The organism is Paraburkholderia lebeckiae (assembly GCF_014201005.1).
Lineage (GTDB): Bacteria > Pseudomonadota > Gammaproteobacteria > Burkholderiales > Burkholderiaceae > Paraburkholderia > Paraburkholderia tuberum.
In genome coordinates this window covers 30,761-47,170 of the sequence record NZ_JACHDK010000020.1, presented here as the reverse complement: position 1 = coordinate 47,170, position 16,410 = coordinate 30,761, and the positions used below count along the sequence as shown (strand labels likewise).

The 16,410-nt window shown below is 61.6% G+C and carries 17 protein-coding genes and 1 pseudogene; 12 read left to right on the top strand and 6 right to left on the bottom strand.

Translation table 11 applies throughout. The features are described from left to right. Positions 1 to 10: 10 nt before the first annotated feature. Complete coding sequence (locus HDG39_RS27530; RefSeq protein WP_184010388.1) at positions 11 to 790, top strand: SIR2 family NAD-dependent protein deacylase; 780 nt, start codon at positions 11 to 13, stop codon at positions 788 to 790. A 10-nt stretch (positions 791 to 800) separates the two neighbouring features. On the opposite strand, the gene HDG39_RS27525 is transcribed toward HDG39_RS27530, so the two are convergent. The 3 genes from HDG39_RS27525 to HDG39_RS27515 all read right to left on the bottom strand — a co-directional run bounded on the left by HDG39_RS27525 (position 801) and on the right by HDG39_RS27515 (position 2,175). After that, positions 801 to 1,157 carry a hypothetical protein gene (locus HDG39_RS27525; protein ID WP_184010385.1) on the bottom strand — a complete coding sequence of 119 codons (357 nt, stop codon included), beginning with the start codon at positions 1,155 to 1,157 and terminating at the stop codon, positions 801 to 803. 24 nt (positions 1,158 to 1,181) lie between these two features. After that, positions 1,182 to 1,418 carry an FmdB family zinc ribbon protein gene (locus tag HDG39_RS27520; RefSeq protein ID WP_090811320.1) on the bottom strand — a complete coding sequence of 79 codons (237 nt, stop codon included), beginning with the start codon at positions 1,416 to 1,418 and terminating at the stop codon, positions 1,182 to 1,184. Positions 1,419 to 1,500: 82 nt separating this feature from the next. Next, entirely contained in the window at positions 1,501 to 2,175 is a 675-nt protein-coding gene (locus HDG39_RS27515; RefSeq protein WP_184010382.1) for an OmpW/AlkL family protein, read from the bottom strand. Here HDG39_RS27515 and HDG39_RS35265 point away from each other — a divergent pair. From HDG39_RS35265 to HDG39_RS27485, 6 genes and pseudogenes are all read left to right on the top strand, one after another. Beyond that, positions 2,150 to 2,908 (top strand): annotated as a pseudogene (locus HDG39_RS35265) (radical SAM protein); the annotation flags it as partial. The gene HDG39_RS27515 and the pseudogene HDG39_RS35265 overlap by 26 nt on opposite strands. A gap of 170 nt (positions 2,909 to 3,078) precedes the next feature. Then, positions 3,079 to 3,975, top strand: a complete 897-nt coding sequence (cyoA, locus tag HDG39_RS27505) for a ubiquinol oxidase subunit II (protein WP_260328291.1) — start codon at positions 3,079 to 3,081, stop codon at positions 3,973 to 3,975. Between the two features lie 3 nt (positions 3,976 to 3,978). Next, complete coding sequence (gene cyoB / locus HDG39_RS27500; protein WP_184010380.1) at positions 3,979 to 5,985, top strand: cytochrome o ubiquinol oxidase subunit I; 2,007 nt, start codon at positions 3,979 to 3,981, stop codon at positions 5,983 to 5,985. 3 nt (positions 5,986 to 5,988) lie between these two features. After that, the gene (gene cyoC / locus HDG39_RS27495; protein ID WP_184010378.1) at positions 5,989 to 6,597 is read left to right on the top strand and encodes a cytochrome o ubiquinol oxidase subunit III; all 609 of its coding nucleotides are present in this window, start codon (positions 5,989 to 5,991) and stop codon (positions 6,595 to 6,597) included. After that, positions 6,598 to 6,930, top strand: coding sequence for a cytochrome o ubiquinol oxidase subunit IV (gene cyoD / locus HDG39_RS27490; RefSeq protein WP_121325257.1), 333 nt, complete (start codon positions 6,598 to 6,600; stop codon positions 6,928 to 6,930). A 105-nt stretch (positions 6,931 to 7,035) separates the two neighbouring features. After that, positions 7,036 to 8,118, top strand: a complete 1,083-nt coding sequence (locus HDG39_RS27485) for a fatty acid desaturase (protein ID WP_260328290.1) — start codon at positions 7,036 to 7,038, stop codon at positions 8,116 to 8,118. Between the two features lie 9 nt (positions 8,119 to 8,127). On the opposite strand, the gene HDG39_RS27480 is transcribed toward HDG39_RS27485, so the two are convergent. The 3 genes from HDG39_RS27480 to HDG39_RS27470 all read right to left on the bottom strand — a co-directional run bounded on the left by HDG39_RS27480 (position 8,128) and on the right by HDG39_RS27470 (position 9,781). Beyond that, entirely contained in the window at positions 8,128 to 8,640 is a 513-nt protein-coding gene (locus HDG39_RS27480; protein WP_260328288.1) for an ankyrin repeat domain-containing protein, read from the bottom strand. A 76-nt stretch (positions 8,641 to 8,716) separates the two neighbouring features. Then, a complete protein-coding gene (locus HDG39_RS27475; RefSeq protein WP_184010374.1) occupies positions 8,717 to 9,325 on the bottom strand; it encodes a hypothetical protein in 609 nt (202 codons plus the stop codon). Between the two features lie 36 nt (positions 9,326 to 9,361). Further along, a complete protein-coding gene (locus tag HDG39_RS27470; RefSeq protein WP_184010372.1) occupies positions 9,362 to 9,781 on the bottom strand; it encodes a group II truncated hemoglobin in 420 nt (139 codons plus the stop codon). A 379-nt stretch (positions 9,782 to 10,160) separates the two neighbouring features. On the opposite strand from HDG39_RS27470, the gene nifH reads away from it, so the two are divergent. The 5 genes from nifH to HDG39_RS27440 all read left to right on the top strand — a co-directional run bounded on the left by nifH (position 10,161) and on the right by HDG39_RS27440 (position 16,344). After that, positions 10,161 to 11,042, top strand: a complete 882-nt coding sequence (gene nifH, locus HDG39_RS27465) for a nitrogenase iron protein (RefSeq protein ID WP_018423167.1) — start codon at positions 10,161 to 10,163, stop codon at positions 11,040 to 11,042. 105 nt (positions 11,043 to 11,147) lie between these two features. Continuing rightward, entirely contained in the window at positions 11,148 to 12,611 is a 1,464-nt protein-coding gene (gene nifD, locus HDG39_RS27460) for a nitrogenase molybdenum-iron protein alpha chain (RefSeq protein ID WP_184010370.1), read from the top strand. A gap of 74 nt (positions 12,612 to 12,685) precedes the next feature. Continuing rightward, a complete protein-coding gene (gene nifK / locus HDG39_RS27455) occupies positions 12,686 to 14,245 on the top strand; it encodes a nitrogenase molybdenum-iron protein subunit beta (RefSeq protein WP_184010367.1) in 1,560 nt (519 codons plus the stop codon). 480 nt (positions 14,246 to 14,725) lie between these two features. Continuing rightward, positions 14,726 to 16,144 carry an AAA family ATPase gene (locus HDG39_RS27445; protein ID WP_184010363.1) on the top strand — a complete coding sequence of 473 codons (1,419 nt, stop codon included), beginning with the start codon at positions 14,726 to 14,728 and terminating at the stop codon, positions 16,142 to 16,144. 38 nt (positions 16,145 to 16,182) lie between these two features. Beyond that, positions 16,183 to 16,344, top strand: a complete 162-nt coding sequence (locus HDG39_RS27440; protein WP_018423161.1) for a hypothetical protein — start codon at positions 16,183 to 16,185, stop codon at positions 16,342 to 16,344. Positions 16,345 to 16,410: the final 66 nt, after the last annotated feature.

Sequence of the window (16,410 nt, the reverse complement as noted above, 5' to 3'; positions counted from 1 at the left end):
GGCGCACTCCATGACCGTCTCAGTCCAGACCATCGCCGAACGCCTGTGTGCGGGCGGCGTCATTCCGTACCTGGGACCGGCGCTGCTCGCGCTGTGCCCCGATACGGCCGTCCCTGCCACGCCGCTCGCGCTCGCCGAAATCATCACGGCCAAGGTCAGCGTGCTGCACAAGATCCGCACCCGGCTGACCCAGGCGGCGCAGTTCATCGAAAACTTCAAGCATCGCAAGTCGCTGGTGAGCGTCATGAATGAGGCCTTCGCCATGACGCCGACGCCGTCGGCACTGCATTGCGCGCTGGCGCAGGCGCGGCCGCAGGGCGGCTGGGCGCAGTTGCAGGGGCTGTCGCAGGCCGAGCATTTCGGCCATTGGTTCGCGGCCTATAGCGCAGACGGCGCGTTGCTGGATGACGTGCCGGCCTCGGGCGCGCTGCTCTACAAGCCGATTGGCGGCCATGCGCCGGCCTCTAACTACCTGGGCTCTGACAGCGACTTCGTCGAAGTCATGACCGAGATCGATATCCAGACGCCCATTCCGCCCGCCGTGCAGGCGTGGCGCAGCGGTCGCAGTTTCTTGTTTCTGGGCTGCCGTTTCGATGACCAGCTCACACGCAGTTTCGCGCGCCAGATCATGAAGCGCTCCTCCGACACGCACTGGGCCGTGCTGCCCGACGAACCGACGCGTATGGAGGCGGGCTTTCTCGAAGAGCAGGGCATCACGTGTATCGCGATGCCGCTGGGCGGGTTCGCCGAAGCGTTGGTGGATGCCTTGCAACCCGCACTGGCCGCGTGAAGCGTGGCCGCTATCCATCGTTCTTGATCCGTAGCCTTTTATCAAGATCGCCATCATGACCACACTGAACGTACTGCCTTCGGGCAAGACCTACGACGTTGCCGCCGGCGCGACCCTGCTGCAGGCAACTCGGCCTCGCGCTGGCGCGCGTACTGCATGCGCAGGACGTTTCCGTCGTGGTCATCGAAGCGCGCGAGCGCGAGGGCGGCCGTGCTGACGCAATGTTGCGAAGCCACGCGTCGAGATACGGGCAGATGCCCTTCGCGCGTTCCAGCAGGCTGTCGGCGGTGGCCTGATCCAGCGTGCCGGCCATGAAGACGGTGAGACGGAGTGCCATCCCGTAGGCGCCCTCGGGGTTCATATACATCGACCTCGCGATTCCCCGTTGAGCTCAGCGCAGCAGCTTGCGGCGCTCGGCCGGCGAATAGTTGCTGAGGTGCCCTTCGCGCGCCGCCTGACGCCGCGCGCGGGAGATGATCGCGCGGCTCTTGCCGGGCGAGGCCGGCGCGCTGACCTGCTTGTCCAGCGCGGTGCCGCCGCATTGCGGGCAGACGGGCGTGTGGCCGGCGCGCACCAGCGTTTCGAATGCGTGGCCGCAGGCCGCGCAGCGGTAGTCATACAGAGGCATAGTGACCAGATCTCCGTTTCAGGTGGATGGGGCGGAGCGGATCGCCCGTTGGTGCGAGCTGTGGTCTGTCATTGCGCGCTCGCTAGAACTTCATTCCGACGCCTATTCCCAGTACCAGTGGGTCGATGTCCAGCCGGCCCAACGAACTATCGCCGACCGAGGCGTCCGTGTGCATCCAGATCTTCTTGATATCCGCGTTGAGAAAGACGGTCTTCGTGATCTGCACGTCGACGCCAGCCTGCACCGCCGGACCGAAGCTGCTGCGTGACACCTGGATGCCTTCGGAGCCCGCGCTGAGGCCGTCGTTGTAGAAGTACGTGTAGTTGACCCCCGCGCCGACATACGGTCGGATCATGCCAGCATGGTTGAAGTGATATTGCAGCAGCAGCGTCGGTGGCAGCACGTTCACGCCACCGAGATCGCCGAGGCCAGACGTCACGTGATGCCGCGAGGTGGCGAGAATCAGCTCGATGCCGATCGCGTCGCGGATCATATAGGTCAGGTCCAACTCCGGCACGAGTGCGTTATTGACACCCACGCCGAGCGACGACAACGTGCCGCTGGTGTGTACTTCGGGCTCGATCGAGATGGCACGCAGACGCACGAGCACGTCACCGGCGTGGATCCCTTCCGCCGTCACCTCGCCTGCCATCGTGCTTCCGTTCGCGCTTACGTCATCCGCGTATGCCAGCACTTCGAACAAACCCGTAGCGCACAGGCTTGCCACGATCATGACGGCCTTAATCATGTGCTTCATCGCTTTCCCCTTGTTGATGTATGCGGGGAATTGTCGACGCGCAAATCAGGGCTGCCCTTGCGCAGGGTCAACCGGTCCCGATCCCGAAGTCAAGATGCGACATCGGGTCACGCGTGGGAATGTCGAGATAGCGGGAGCCTTGAGGCCGGACTATTGGCCTTCAACCGCATTGACTGGTACCCAAGATGTTTCTCGCACCCGGAGACACCGATTTCGCAGCCATTGCCGGACTGGCTGCAGCCGCCGAACGGCACGCAGATCACTCTGCTACTTCTGCGCATGCAACAAGGTCATTACGCACGACCATGGCTGCAGCGCTAGATATCTGAGCTACCTCGTTCGTGAGATGGACCTGGTCGCGTCACATCTCGGACCTGACCGGCGAACCGTGCAGCTGCATCTGGGAGGTGGAACGCCGACCTTCTTCCCTGTTGCCGAACTCGAAGAGCTTGTCCAGCAACTGCAGAACCGCTTCGCGTTCTCGATCGCCGCAGAACTTGCCATCGAAATTGATCCGCGAACCGTCAGCACCAAAACGCTTTCACCACTCGCGCGCCTCGGCTTCAACCGAGCGAGCTTCGGCGTACAGGAATTTGCTACCGACGTTCAGCAGGCTGTCAATCGCATCCAGCCACTCGATGTGGTGAAACGCGCAGTCAGCGGCGCACGCGATGCGGGATTTCTCTCAATTAACGTCGACCTGATCTACGGTTTGCCGCAGCAGACTGTCGCCTGATTTAGCCCGCGCACTGCGTCAGTGCACCGCACCCCGCCGCTTTGTTCGTCCTTGATCGGCATCAATCACAAAGCTGGCCGGTTGTCGGACCATGATGCTGCGAGTGTGACGCCGCATGCGTCAAGCCAGCTTCAGGTCAAAAGTGCCACAACCCGGACTTAACCACTATGACAGACAGAAAAACCTTAAGGAAACGGTCGATAGCCATCGTCACGACATTGAGCGCCTGTCTATCGGGATGTGATCTGACTGTGCTTGATCCAAAAGGGAGCGTCGGCGCGGCCGAGAAGTCGCTGATCGCCACCGCCACGTGGGCGATGCTGATCGTCGTGATCCCGGTGATCCTGCTGACGCTGTTCTTCGCGTGGCGCTACCGTGCGTCGAACCGTTACGCGGTCTATGCACCCAAATGGGCGCACTCGACGGCGATCGAGATCGTCGTCTGGACGATCCCCGCCCTGATCATCCTGTACCTCGGTATCCTGACGTGGCGCACCACGCATGAGCTCGACCCGTACCGGCCGCTGCAGTCGAGCGTGAAGCCGATCGACGTCGAGGTGGTCGCGCTCGACTGGAAGTGGCTCTTCATCTACCCGGACCTCGGCATTGCGTCGGTGAACCAGCTCGCCGTGCCAGTCGATACGCCGGTGAATTTCCGGATCACGTCGGACTCGGTGATGAACTCATTCTTCATCCCGCAACTCGGCACCCAGGTGTATGCAATGGTCGGCATGCAGACCCGTCTGCACCTGATCGCGGATGCCCCGGGAAATCTCGAAGGCATGTCCGCCAACTTCAGCGGCAAGGGATTCGCCGACATGAAGTTCCGCACGCTCGCGACGAGCGTCACCGACTTCGACGCATGGGTACGGAAGGTCAAGGCTTCGCCGGACCGCCTGAGCATGGACGAATACGCCGAAGTCGCGAAGCCGAGCGAGAAGCAGTCGGTACGCTACTTCTCATCGATCGACCAGCACCTGTTCCGCAACATCGTTGCCCGATACAACAACGGCAATGTCACGGCCTTCCGCGACGCCGCCTGTCGCACGCAGACCACGGAGTAAGCCATGTTTGGAAAACTCACGCCCGGCGCGATTCCGTTCGATCAGCCGATCATCATGGGCGCGGCCGCGTTCATGGCGCTCATCGTGCTGGCGGTCATCGCCACGCTCACGAAGCTCGGCCGCTGGAAGTGGCTCTGGACCGAGTGGCTGACAAGCGTCGATCACAAGAAGATCGGCATCATGTACATCATCGTCGCGGTGCTGATGCTCATGCGCGGTTTTGTCGACGCCGTAATGATGCGGCTTCAGCTCGCGATCGCGTTTCACGGCCCCGGCTACCTGCCGCCGCACCACTACGACCAGATATTCACCGCGCACGGTGTCATCATGATTTTCTTCATGGCGATGGCGCTGATGGTCGGCCTCTTCAATCTTGTCGTGCCGCTGCAGATCGGCGCGCGCGACGTCGCCTTCCCGTTCCTGAATTCGCTGAGCTTCTGGATGACGGCGATCAGCGCGATTCTGATCAATCTGTCGCTCGTGATCGGCGAGTTCGCGCAGGTCGGGTGGCTCGCGTATCCACCGCTGTCGGAGCTGCAGTTCAGTCCCGGCGTCGGGGTCGACTACTACATCTGGAGTCTGCAGCTCTCCGGCGTCGGTACGCTGATTACCGCGATCAACTTCTTCGTGACGATAGTCAAGCTGCGCGCGCCCGGCATGACGCTGATGAAGATGCCGGTGTTCACGTGGACCGCGCTGTGCTCGAACGTGCTGATCATGGCAACGTTCCCGATCCTAACCGTGACGCTCGCACTGCTCGGCCTCGACCGCTACGCAGGCATGCACTTTTTCACAAATGAGCTCGGCGGCAACGCGATGCTGTACCTGAACCTGATCTGGGCGTGGGGCCACCCGGAGGTGTACATCCTCGTGCTGCCCGCGTTCGGCATCTACTCGGAAGTGATCGCGACCTTCGCGAAGAAACCGCTGTTTGGCTACAGAACGATGGTCTACGCGTCGTGCGCGATCACGGTGCTCGCATTCCTCGTGTGGGCGCACCACTTCTTCACGATGGGTTCCGGCGCAGACGTCAACGCGTTCTTCGGCATTATGACGATGGTCATCGCGATCCCCACGGGCGTGAAAATCTTCAACTGGCTGTTCACGATGTACCGCGGTCGCATCGAGTTCACCGCACCCGTGCTGTGGACGATCGGCTTCATGGTCACGTTCACGATCGGCGGCATGACGGGCGTGATGATGGCGATCCCGGGCGTGGACTTCGTGCTGCACAACAGCCTGTTCCTGATCGCGCACTTTCACAACGCGATCATAGGCGGCGTCGTGTTCGGCTATCTCGCAGGCTTCCATTACTGGTTCCCGAAGGCGTTCGGCTTCAGGCTTAACGAGAAGCTCGGCAAGCGGGCGTTCTGGTGCTGGTTCGTCGGCTTCTACGTGTCGTTCGTGCCGCTCTACGTGCTCGGCTTCATGGGCATGACCCGGCGCCTGAATCACTACGACAACCCGACCTGGCATCCCTGGCTGTTCGTCGCCGCATGCGGCGTGGTGCTGATCGCACTCGGTGTCGTGCACCAGATCGCCCAGCTCGTCGTGAGCGTGATCCATCGCAACGAGCCGGAATACGGCGACCTGACGGGCGACCCGTGGAACGGCCGTACGCTCGAATGGGCCACCGCGTCGCCGCCCGCTGTCTACAACTTCGCGCGCATACCGGTCGTCCACCAGCTCGACGCGTTCGCGCACATGAAGGAAAGCGGCGCAGCAAATGCCGCACTGGCGCATTACGAGGACATCCACCTACCGTCGAACACCGCGGACGGGTTCCTGATCGGCGCATTCAGCCTCGTGCTCGGCTTCGCCGGCGTCTGGCACATCACGTGGCTCGCCGTGCTGGCCTTCGTCGCAATCGTCGCCGCGCTGATCGCGCGTAGCTTCCGCGACGACCATGGCTACGTGATTCCGGCCTCGCGCGTGCGCGAAATCGAAGCACGTCGCGGCAGCGCACCCACCCCGGCCGCCCTTGAACTATCCGAATCCGCGGAGACCTGATCCATGTCGCAATCTGCATTACTCGTCCATCACGCCAGGTCGAGCGCTGACCACGGCCCAACGCCCACCGTGTTCGGCTTCTGGCTGTACCTGATGACCGACTGCATGCTGTTCGCGTCGTTGTTCGCCGTGTTCGCCGTAATGGCGCACCAGTTCGCGGGTGGCGCGTCCGGACGGGACCTGTTCGACATCCCGGGTGTCGCACTTGAAACCGGCGCGCTGCTGCTGAGCAGCACCACCTACGGCTTCGCGATGCTCGGCGCGCAGCGCCAGGGGCGTGGTGCCGTGATCAGCTGGCTCCTCGTGACGTTCGTGCTTGGCGCGCTGTTCCTCGCGTTAGAGCTGCGCGAGTTCTCGCACCTGGTCGCCGACGGTGCTGGCCCCAGTCGCAGCGCCTTCCTGTCGTCGTTCTTCACGCTGGTTGGCACCCACGGCCTGCACGTGACAGCCGGCCTCGTCTGGATGGCCGTGCTCGTCGTGCATGTCGTCCGCTCGCCTGAACTGTCCGGTCGCGACCTCACGAGTCTGACATGCCTGAGCCTCTTCTGGCACTTCCTCGACATCGTGTGGATCTGCGTGTTTTCGTTTGTCTATCTCGGGAGCGTGCTCTAAATGGTCCATTCACACTCGACGTCCACGACCGCCTCGCGTGGTGACGTCGCCGGTTATATCACCGGTTTCGTGCTCGCCGTGGCGCTGACGGCTGGCTCATTCTCGATCGTCACGCAACGGTTGCTGCCGTCCGGCTCCGCGATTATGGCGCTCGCGTTGCTGGCGTTCGTGCAGATCGTCGTGCAACTGGTGACGTTCCTGCATCTGGACCTGTCGCGCGGCCAGCGCTGGAACGTGCTGGCGTTATGCTACACCGCGCTCGCCGCGCTGTTCCTGATCTTCGGCACGATCTGGGTGATGCACAATGTCAGCATGAACATGATGTCGCGCTGACTCGCCACCAGCGCGAAACGGTCTGATCACATCATCGCGGACACGGCATGCAGCCGTCGGCCGCGTGCGTAGTGTTGTGCTGCACCGCTCTACCGGTCACTCTTCATGAACAGTCCGAATCACCCCGTTCCCGCCAATGAGCCATTGCCCCATCGCAAGGTCATCCGCTCGTGGCTGACACCGTTCGCCGAACGCCGCACCGCCTACGCGCTTCTGCTGCTCGTGTTCGACTACGTTTTGCTATTGTGTGCGCTCGCCGCGAGCGTGTTCGCGCACGGGTTCGTGCTGAAGACCGTATTCGGATGCATGGCGGGCTTCGTCATCGGACGGCTCTTCGTCATCGGTCACGACGCATGTCATGAGAGCCTGACCCGGCACCGCACGCTCAACCGCTGGCTGGGCCGGATCGCCTTCCTGCCGTCGCTCACGCCGTACAGCCTGTGGCAAGTGGGTCACAACGTGGTGCATCACGGCTACACGAACCTGAAAGGCGTCGATTTTGTGTGGGCACCGCTGACGATCCAGGAATATCGCGCCTTGAGTGGGCCACGGCGCGCACTGGAACGTATCTATCGCAGCGGCTGGGCGCCTGGTCTCTACTACATGATCGAAATTTGGTGGACGAAGATGTTTTTCCCGTCGCGGGCCGCAATGCCGACGCGGCGCCCCGTGTTCTTCCGTGACTGCACGCTGGTATCGGTGTTCGCACTGCTGTGGATCGGCGCGCTCGCGTGGATCGCTCGCGCGACGCAGCGGGGGGTGGTCCCGTCAATCGCATGCGGGTTCGGGGTGCCGTTCCTGTTCTGGTGCGCGATGGTGGGTTTCGTCGTGTACGCGCACCACACGCATCCGCAAATCCGCTGGTACGACGATCGCGCGAAATGGGGGCGTTCGGATCCGTTCGTATCCACGACGGTGCACTTGACCTTTCGCTGGCGTTTTGGCGCGCTGTTTCATCACATCATGGAGCACACCGCGCATCACGTCGACATGAGTCTCCCTCTATACGGGCTCGTCGGTGCTCAGCGAACCCTCGAAGCGATGCTTCCGGAACGGATCGTCGTGCAGCGGTTTTCGTGGCGTTGGTACTTCGACACCGCACGAGGCTGCAAACTATATGATTTTTCGACTGATCAGTGGACCGATTTCGCTGGTCGCGCGACGCACGTCCTTCTTAAGACTCGCTAACAAAGCCTGTCATCCGAAAGCAAGCAGCAGTTGCAGCCCGAGGTCGGCTGCCATGTCGAGCGCGCTGCGGCCATCCGGTGCGCACAGTTCTGCGTTCGCCCCATGCGCAAGCAGCATCTGCAGGACGTCGAGGCGACCGCTCGCGGCTGCCTGCATCGGGCATGTGATGTCGTCGTCGTTCACATGGTCGATCGGCGCGCCGGCGTCGATCAGCCGCAGGATGGTCGCGGGGCCGCCGTGCAGGCACGCGAACCAGAGCGCATGGTTGCCGTCGTCATCGAGCGCGTCGGCGCGTGCGCCGAGTGCGAGCAACGCTTCGACGACCGCGTCCTCGCCATGCTGCGCGGCGCGCATCAACGGGGTTTCGCCGTTCACGCAGCGCGAATGCGGATCAGGGAAGCCGTGGTACGCCAGCCACGTGGAAAGTGCGGCGGGCACGATCGTTTCGAGTTGTGCATCGGCGTTCCGGACAACGCGCGAGGCCAGGCGTTCGCGGAGGACGAAAGCAGTGTTGGTGTGCATGATCATGGTCGCGTTCGGGTGCAAGGGAACATCGGTTGGCGCAGCCGTGCGGGCGGCAGCAGTCGGGACCCGCGCCTCAGACGGGCCGGTTCTCGTTGGGGTTGCGCACTGGCCCCATCAATTCAAGTCCTTCGCTGTAGGTGATCGTGTCGAAGGTCACGTCGAACTTGATGGCCGCGTCCGCTACCGCATCCAGCTTGCCGCCTGAGTCCTTTTTCTTCAATTCGTTCTTTTCGAGGTACAGCAGTTCGAGCATCTCGTTGTAGACGGTGGACTCGAGAATCGGCAGCACATAGAACATCGCGCCCTTGTACGGCACCTGATATCGCTTGCTCAGGTCGATGTTGTCGCAAAACAGAAAGTACTTGCCATCCGCCGAGAGCGTGTCGCTGAGCACCTCGGCCACGTCCTTCAGATGCTCGAAGCTCAACAGATACCCGGCAAAGAACGGCAAGTGCTTATGGCCGATCGTCGCGCATGCCATCACCTGATCGCAGGTCAGCTCCGGCGGCCGCGCTTCGTCGGCGAGCTTTGGGGCAAACCGCAGCGCAAGTTCGCCGCGGAAGCCGACCCGGCCGAATTTGTTCGTCAGCCCCTTGAAAACCGGGTTGAGCAGACGGCCTTCATGTTCGAGACGGGCGAACGCGGTGTCGTCGATCTCCTTGTGCGCGAGCGTTTCGGTCATCACAGATCCTTGGGTTAAACAGCGTTGAAGAGGGATTCACGTCTGCGTATTGCGCATCCGGTCGGCGATTTTGAAAAAGGCCTGCATCAGTTCATCGCGTAGCACCGGCTCGACACCCGTCTCGTCGAGCGCGGCGCGCATGCAAGCTAGCCACGCATCCCGTTCGGCGGTGCCGATCGCGAATGCGGCATGACGCGTGCGCAGCCGTGGTTGGCCGCGCTGTGCCGAGTACCGCTTGTCGGCGCCGAGCCATTCGCACAGATACAGCACCAGCACGGCCTTCGTCGAAGACAGGTCCGGGTGATGCATCGCGCGAATGCGCTGCGCGTCGGCCCGCGTATCCATGTGCCGATAGAACGCATCGACCAGGCGGATGACGGCGGTCTCGCCGCCTAGACGGTCGAAGTGCGTCTCGCGCGGCACGGGTCGCGAAGCTTGGGTGGCTGGTGTGTCCATGGCGCGATCGACGCAATAACCGAACCAGGCCACAACCCGGCGATTGTCCGGCTGCACGCAGGCCAATGCGACAGAAATCGCACGACAAACGCGCCCGAATGGTTTCATTGGCGACGAAGTTCGCGTGGTTTGTCGCGAAATCGACACGACAGACGAGGAGTCCGCAAAAGTCCCGAACCAGCCGCCGCAGCGCGGCGGGGCGGACGCGTCGCAGTACCGCTGGTGACGTGGCACAGAAGCTGCGTTTGGAGTCCAGCGCGGACACAGGTCCGGCCGATGCGTGACTCGATATAAGAAGACCCATACAGGCACGACAGGCTGACATGGTCGCGGTTACGCAACCCTGATTTCAACCCTTCTTCCTGAATGGAGAAATGCAATGTCTAAACTTCGGCAAATCGCGTTCTACGGTAAAGGCGGTATCGGCAAGTCGACCACCTCGCAGAACACCCTGGCAGCCCTGACTGAACTCGGGCAGAAAATCCTGATCGTCGGCTGCGATCCCAAGGCGGACTCTACCCGCCTGATCCTGCATGCAAAGGCGCAGGACACCATCCTGTCGCTAGCGGCCGAAGCCGGCTCGGTGGAGGACCTCGAACTCGAGGACGTGATGAAGATCGGTTACCGCAACATCCGTTGCGTGGAGTCCGGCGGTCCGGAACCGGGCGTCGGCTGCGCGGGCCGTGGCGTCATCACGTCGATCAACTTCCTCGAAGAAAACGGCGCCTATGACGGCGTGGACTACGTGTCGTACGACGTGCTCGGCGACGTGGTGTGCGGCGGTTTCGCAATGCCGATTCGTGAGAACAAGGCGCAGGAAATCTACATTGTGATGTCCGGTGAAATGATGGCCATGTATGCGGCCAACAACATTTCAAAGGGCATTCTGAAGTACGCGAACAGCGGCGGTGTGCGGATCGGCGGGCTCGTGTGCAACGAGCGTCAGACCGACAAGGAACTCGAACTCGCCGAAGCGCTGGCGAAGATGCTCGGTTCGAAGCTGATCCACTTCGTGCCGCGCGATAACATCGTGCAGCACGCCGAGCTGCGCCGCATGACGGTGATCGAGTTCGCGCCCGAATCCAAACAGGCCGAAGAGTATCGCCAGCTCGCCACCAAGGTGCACAACAACGCGGGCAACGGCACGATCCCGACGCCGATCACGATGGATCAACTGGAAGACCTGTTAATGGAGCACGGAATCATGACGTCCATCGACGAATCGCAAGTCGGCAAGCCAGCAGCGGAACTGACCGCCTAAGCGAGCGCCGCTGCGCGCGGCCCGGTGTTCTTCTTCACGCGATGAACCGGGCCATGCCGGCTACCCGCTGCCAGGCTTGATACTCACCCTATGGAGCATTCCCCCATGAGCGTCACTGTTGAAGAGCGCAAGGCCGCGAACAAGGCCCTGATCGATGAAGTGCTGAAGGCCTATCCGGAGAAGATGGCCAAACGGCGCGCCAAGCATTTGGGCACCTTCGAGGACGGCAAGCCCGACTGTGGCGTGAAATCAAACATCAAGTCATTGCCGGGCGTGATGACGATTCGCGGTTGCGCGTACGCCGGCTCGAAGGGCGTGGTCTGGGGACCCATCAAGGACATGATCCACATCAGTCATGGTCCGGTCGGTTGCGGCCAGTACTCGTGGGCCGCGCGTCGTAACTACTACATCGGCACTACCGGTATCGACACCTTCGTGACGATGCAGTTCACGTCGGACTTCCAGGAAAAGGACATCGTCTTCGGCGGCGACAAGAAGCTCGACAAGATCATCGACGAGATTCAGGAACTGTTTCCGCTGAACAAGGGCATCTCGATCCAGAGTGAATGCCCGATCGGCCTGATCGGCGACGACATCGAGGCCGTCTCGAAGAAGAAGAGTGCGCAGTATGAAGGGCACACCATTTTGCCGGTGCGCTGCGAAGGTTTTCGCGGCGTCAGCCAGTCGCTGGGCCACCATCTGGCTAACGATGCGATTCGAGACTGGATATTCGACAAGGCCGATCCGGACAAGCGGCCCGAATTTGTTTCGACGCCTTATGATGTTGCGATCATCGGCGATTACAACATCGGCGGCGATGCCTGGTCGAGCCGGATTCTGCTCGAAGAGATCGGCCTGCGCGTGATCGCGCAATGGTCGGGCGACGGCTCGATCGCCGAGCTCGAGAATACGCCAAAGGCCAAGCTCAATTTGCTGCACTGCTACCGCTCGATGAACTATATCAGCCGGCACATGGAAGAGAAGTACTGCATTCCGTGGGCGGAATACAACTTCTTCGGCCCGTCGATGATCGAGAAGAGCCTGCGCGAGATCGCCAGCCACTTCGACGACACCATCAAAGCCAACGCGGAGAGGGTGATCGCCAAGTATCGTCCCCTGGTCGATGCGGTGAACGCGAAGTTCAGAGCGCGCCTGCAGGACAAGACCGTGATGCTGTTCGTTGGCGGCCTGCGTCCGCGCCACGTGATCGGCGCCTACGAAGACCTCGGCATGAACGTGGTCGGCACCGGCTACGAATTCGGCCACAACGACGACTATCAGCGCACCACGCACTACGTGAAGGACGGCACGCTGATTTACGACGACGTGACCGGCTACGAGTTCGAGAGGTTCGTCGAACAGGTCCAGCCCGATCTGGTCGGCTCCGGCATCAAGGAAAAGTACGTGTTCCAGAAGATGGGCGTGCCGTTTCGCCAGATGCACAGCTGGGACTATTCCGGTCCATATCACGGCTACGACGGCTACGCCATTTTCGCGCGCGACATGGACATGGCCATTTCCAGCCCGGTGTGGGGGCTCGCCAAGGCGCCCTGGAAGAAAAACCCCTAAACGCCGGCCACCGCACCGATCACCGCACTGATCACCGGCCGGCAGGCCATTGAATTGAATATCAGGAGCATCCCGTGCCCCAATCCGCAGACCAGATTCTCGACCAGGAACTCCTGTTCCGTGAGCCCGAGTACCAGAAAATTTTCCGGGCGAAAAAGGAAAATTTCGAGTTCAACCATTCAGACGAGCAGGTCAAGCAGATCGTCGAGTGGACCAAGAGCGAAGACTACCGGCAAAAGAACTTTGCACGCGACTCGCTCACCATCAACCCGGCCAAGGCCTGCCAGCCGCTCGGCGCAGTGTACGTGGCCAACGGCTTTCACAAGACGCTCAGTTTTGTGCATGGCTCGCAGGGCTGTGTAGCGTTTTACCGCTCGCACTTCTCGCGTCACTTCAAGGAGCCGACCTCGTGCGTCAGCTCGTCGATGACCGAGGACGCGGCGGTGTTCGGTGGCATGAACAACATGATCGACGGCCTCGCAAATGCGTACAACCTGTACAAGCCCGACATGATCGCGGTCTCCACGACCTGCATGGCGGAAGTGATCGGCGATGACCTCGACGCGCTCATCAAGAGCAGCAAGCAGAAGGGCAGCGTGCCGGAAGACTATGACGTGCCGTTCGCGCACACGCCGGCCTTCGTCGGCAGCCATGTGACCGGCTACGACAACGCGCTCCTCGGCATCCTCAAGCACTTCTGGGACGGCAAGGCCGGTACAGCGACGCCGCTTGAGCGCGTGCCCGACGACAGCGTCAACTTCATCGGCGGCTTCGACGGCTACGTGGTCGGCAACATGAAGGAAATTCGCCGCATCTTCGATCTGTTCGGCGTGACGGTGAACATCATCTGCGACCCATCAGAAACGTGGAATACGCCGACCGACGGCGAGTTCCGGATGTACGAAGGTGGCACGACCAAGGAGGAAGTCGAGCGCGCGTTGAACGCGAAGGCGACCTTCGTGTTCCAGGAATACTGCTGCGAGAAGACCAGCAAGTTTATTGGCGAGCATGGCCAGGAAGTGGTGGTGCTGAACTCGCCGGTTGGCGTCGCGGGCACCGATCAGTTCCTGATGGAAATCTCGCGCGTGACCGGCAAGCCGATTCCGGCGCAACTGGAGAAGGAGCGAGGTCAGCTCGTCGATGCGATGGCCGACAGCCAGGCTCACCTGCACGGCAAGCGCTTTGCACTCTACGGCGACCCGGACCAGATGCTGGGCTACACGCAGTTCCTTCTGGAACTCGGCGCCGAGCCGGCTCACGTGCTGGCTACCAACGGCAACGACACCTGGGCTGCGAAGGTGCAGGCGCTGTTCGACGCGTCGCCCTACGGTGCCGGCTGCAAGGTGTATCCGAAACGCGATCTGTGGCACATGCGCTCACTGCTGTTTACCGAGCCGGTGGATTTCCTGATTGGCAACACCTACGGCAAGTATCTCGAGCGGGATACCAAAACGCCGCTGATACGCATGGTGTTCCCGATCTTCGATCGCCACCATTACCATCGCTTCCCGACCTGGGGCTATGAAGGTGCGTTGCGGGTGCTGGTCACGCTGCTGGACGAGTTCTTCGAAGCGCTCGACGCCAACACGATCGACGTGGCGAAGACCGACTACAGCTACGACATCATTCGCTGACGAGGAGAGCGCGGCCATGGCAGACACAGCGGATGCATCGGGCGCGGCAGACGCAGCTCTGGTCAAGATGACGCAGGACGGCCGTAACGTCGAGGTCATCAACGACTAGGTTTGCCTGGCCGGTGTGGGCGAGGCCGACCACCTCGTCCCGCTGCCCGAACACCGGAACCCGCAGATGATCGCCCACGTGCTGCCCGGGGGCCCGCGCATGTGGCCGGCCGGTTGCCATTGACGCACGAGGAGATTGCGATTGCACAGGGTGCGATGTCGGCGGCTCGACGGCAGTTCGACGCGAGCCCGGCGGGCATCGCGCCGCGGTTACCTCGTGCGGTGTGGGCGAAGATTGCGGCGGAGGGTGTCGAGTAGCGGGGCACCGCTGAAAACGAAATTGCTGCGCTGTATGTAGCTAGCTGTAGCGACTCGTTGTTGCGCGTTCGCATCGGTACTTGGCGCCGCCATCTAATATCAAAGAGTCCGTTCATGAACCAGTTCACCAATATTGATCACAAGAACCTTGACCCGGTAAGGCAGCAATTTGCATGGGAAGCGCTAGCTGCGCATTTTGATGATCGGTCCCCGGAAGAGCTCACCTCCTCGCAGCGGCAGTTTCCCCATCACACGCGCCCCGAGCTTCAACAGACGCTCTCCCGCCTGCTGACGCCGTTCGCTCCGCGCCTTCTCGGCCTCAATCAGGTTCATGAGCGGTTTCCGTTGACAATTTCCTCGCTGTTTGTGCAGAGTACCGGCCCGATGTCTACCTCGGTGTCCCTTGCTCCTGTGAAATACCGGGATGTCGATGTCGGAGAAGAAACACCGGTCGCGGTACTCGACAACGGCTTGTGGCTGATCACCGATGGCGAGCTGAGAGCCGCTGTGCTGTTCGAGCAGCACATGGAAGGAATGAACACGTCTATCGCGAGCGTGGAGATTGTCAGTCTGCCCAACGCGCGCGGGCTGGCCTTCGGCAGCGAGGTGTATGCGGGGCTGGAGCAGGCAATTCGCGAGTCCCGTCTGTACCGGGGCAAGGTTCTTTCCCTCGAGGTAACCGAGGATTATTCAGGCCAGCCCCGCAGCATTGTCGTGCACCGTCTGCCTGCCGTGGAGCGTCAGGACGTCATCCTGTCACCGCAAACCATGGAGCTGCTGGATCGCAATATTTTTGAATTCGCACGCACCAGCGAAGGATTAAAGACATTACGCCAGTCGTTGCAAAAGGGTGTCCTGCTGTACGGGCCGCCCGGAACGGGCAAAACCCATACGATCAAGTACCTCGCCAGCAATCTGCCAGCGCATACCACCCTTCTGATCAGCGCCAATCAAGTGGGGCAACTCGACAACTATATGCTGCTGGCCCGGTTGCTACAGCCAAGCATGGTGGTCATCGAGGACGTCGATCTGATCGGGAGACATCGCACCGAGATGCGCGGCCCGAAGGAAGAGAGTCTGCTCAACCGCTTGCTCAACGAAATGGACGGACTTCACCAGGACGCCGAGATCCTGTTCGTGCTTACCACCAACCGGCCGGAGGAAATCGAGGAGGCGCTCGCGGCCCGTCCAGGCCGGGTTGATCAGGCCATTGAAATACCGGCACCTGATGCGGATTGCCGGGCGCGCCTGCTCCGCCTCTACGGTTCGAGGATGAGCATCCCGGCAGACGTCGCAGCGTTTGCAGTGGAGCGGACTGAAGGCGTCAGCGCTGCATTCATCAAGGAACTGGTGCGCCGGTTGGCCCAGCAAAGTATTGCGCGTAAGGCGCAGGGCGAAGTGAGCATGGAGGATGCTGAAAACGCGTTGCAGGACATGCTGGTGCGCAGCGGATACCTGAGTCAGGCGCTCCTTGGCGGCGCACCCGCACGGGAAAAACCGCAAGTACGAATCGTGGGTGACCAGTGCTTCTGAGCGTTGCAGGGAGCGAGGGGTCAGCGAGGGAGCGGGGCATGATTTATGTAGTCGAGCAGTCTGACTCAGTGCCGCTGCGTGCGTGGTTCGCCTACGACGACTTTGAGCGCGAGGTGGCGGCGTCCGACCCGTTGAGCCTCGCGGAGATCAATGACGAGGTAACGCCGCGCGAACTGCTCGCGCTGGTCGACGACGACTGAGCCGCCCAGCGGGGCAGGCGGCGCGAATGGCGCATACACACTGGAAGAGCGTTCGGGATATGCGCG